Source organism: Streptomyces shenzhenensis (genome assembly GCF_021462265.1).
GTDB classification, from domain to species: domain Bacteria; phylum Actinomycetota; class Actinomycetes; order Streptomycetales; family Streptomycetaceae; genus Streptomyces; species Streptomyces shenzhenensis.
Window position 1 is genome coordinate 1 of the sequence record NZ_JAJONF010000223.1, and the last position, 335, is coordinate 335.

The window sequence follows — 335 nt, forward strand, 5'->3', positions numbered from 1 at the left end:
AACAGCCCGGCCCTGCGGCAGCTGCGCGACCTCCACTTCCACCACGCCGACAAGGAAGAGGTGATCGTCTACAGCAAGCGGAGCGGATCGAACACGGTTCTGGTGGTCGTCAACCTCGACCCCCACCACACCCAGGAGGCCACCGTCTCGTTGGACATGCCGCAACTCGGCCTGAACTGGCATGAGTCGGTGCCGGTGCGCGACGAGCTCACCGGTGAAACCTACAACTGGGGCAGGACCAACTACGTGCGCCTGGAACCGGGTCACCGGCCCGCGCACATCCTCACCGTCCTGCGACCGTCCCCGCGGATCGGAGGGTCACCCACACAATGATC

At 65.4% G+C, this 335-nt stretch carries 1 pseudogene; it reads left to right on the forward strand.

From position 1 onward, the window contains the following. Nucleotides 1–333, forward strand: a pseudogene (locus LQ326_RS47555) (alpha-glucosidase C-terminal domain-containing protein); the annotation flags it as partial. Between the last annotated feature and the right edge of the window lie 2 nt (nucleotides 334–335).